Source organism: Listeria valentina, from assembly GCF_011800755.1.
In the GTDB taxonomy this organism is placed as follows: Bacteria; Bacillota; Bacilli; order Lactobacillales; family Listeriaceae; genus Listeria; species Listeria valentina.
The window spans coordinates 1-871 of sequence record NZ_JAATJW010000152.1 but is presented as its reverse complement, the minus strand read 5'-3'; the positions used below and the strand labels follow the sequence as shown (position 1 = coordinate 871).

At 30.9% G+C, this 871-nt stretch carries 2 protein-coding genes; both read right to left on the bottom strand.

Features of this window, described 5'->3' with window-relative positions; all coding sequences use genetic code 11:
• A partial coding sequence (locus HCK02_RS13960; protein WP_167630694.1) for a hypothetical protein occupies window positions 1-642 on the bottom strand: 642 nt, incomplete at its 3' end.
• A 12-nt stretch (window positions 643-654) separates the two neighbouring features.
• Window positions 655-871 (bottom strand): hypothetical protein (locus tag HCK02_RS13955; RefSeq protein ID WP_208970492.1); only part of this gene is annotated, 217 nt, incomplete at its 5' end.

Sequence of the window (871 nt, the reverse complement as noted above, 5' to 3'; positions counted from 1 at the left end):
TTCTAATTTCTTAGTTCTTTTCTTAGTTGGCCCCTTTCTCCTCTTTTTTTTCTCCGGCTTCTCTTGTTTCTTGTAATTCTCGATAAAATCTATACCTATTTGTGAAATAATATAAGTTTTAGCTCTTTCTGAATTACCTGTTTCTTTTTCAATGATATAACCTAAATCCGCTAATTTACGAAGTAATCCGCTGTTATTAGAATATTTATCTCTACGAGCTTCTCGGTAGTATCTTTTTACATCTTCACTCGTAAAAAATTGTTTCTTATTATAAATTTCATCATAGTAGGCTGCAATTAAAACAAAATCTTGATTAGATAAATCACCGTACGCACGAGTAAATGTGGCCAAATTTGTTCTGGTTATTTTTGGATTGCTATTATTCTCTATGGGATCATCATTATTCTGATTAATAGGTTCAGACGATAAGAGATTACTAATTGGCTTATCTGTCTCTGAAGAGTAAGGTATTATTTCTGTTGAAAGGGAATCTGAACTTACAACTGTTGCTTTTTTCAGCGCTAACACTGCTTCTGGTAATATTGATGAGAGAAAAAATTCACGCTCCCTTTCTACAACTTCCGCTGAGCCAGCAGTTTCAAACTCAATTTCTCCAATTTTAAATCTTACCATATTTTCCATATTCACAACTCCTTATAGTAAATTAGATTTATTGTATAACTCTTCAAGCATAACTCGATATTCTAATTTAATATCATCAATTTCCTTTTTTCCAGCAGTATATGTAATATTAAGTGCAGAAAAATTCCCCGTTTTTCTAAATCTATCAAAATCATTTTTTATTCTAGAAAGTTTCAAAACGTTATTATTTTCAGCATTTTTTACTATGCCATCGAGCATTATATATCCC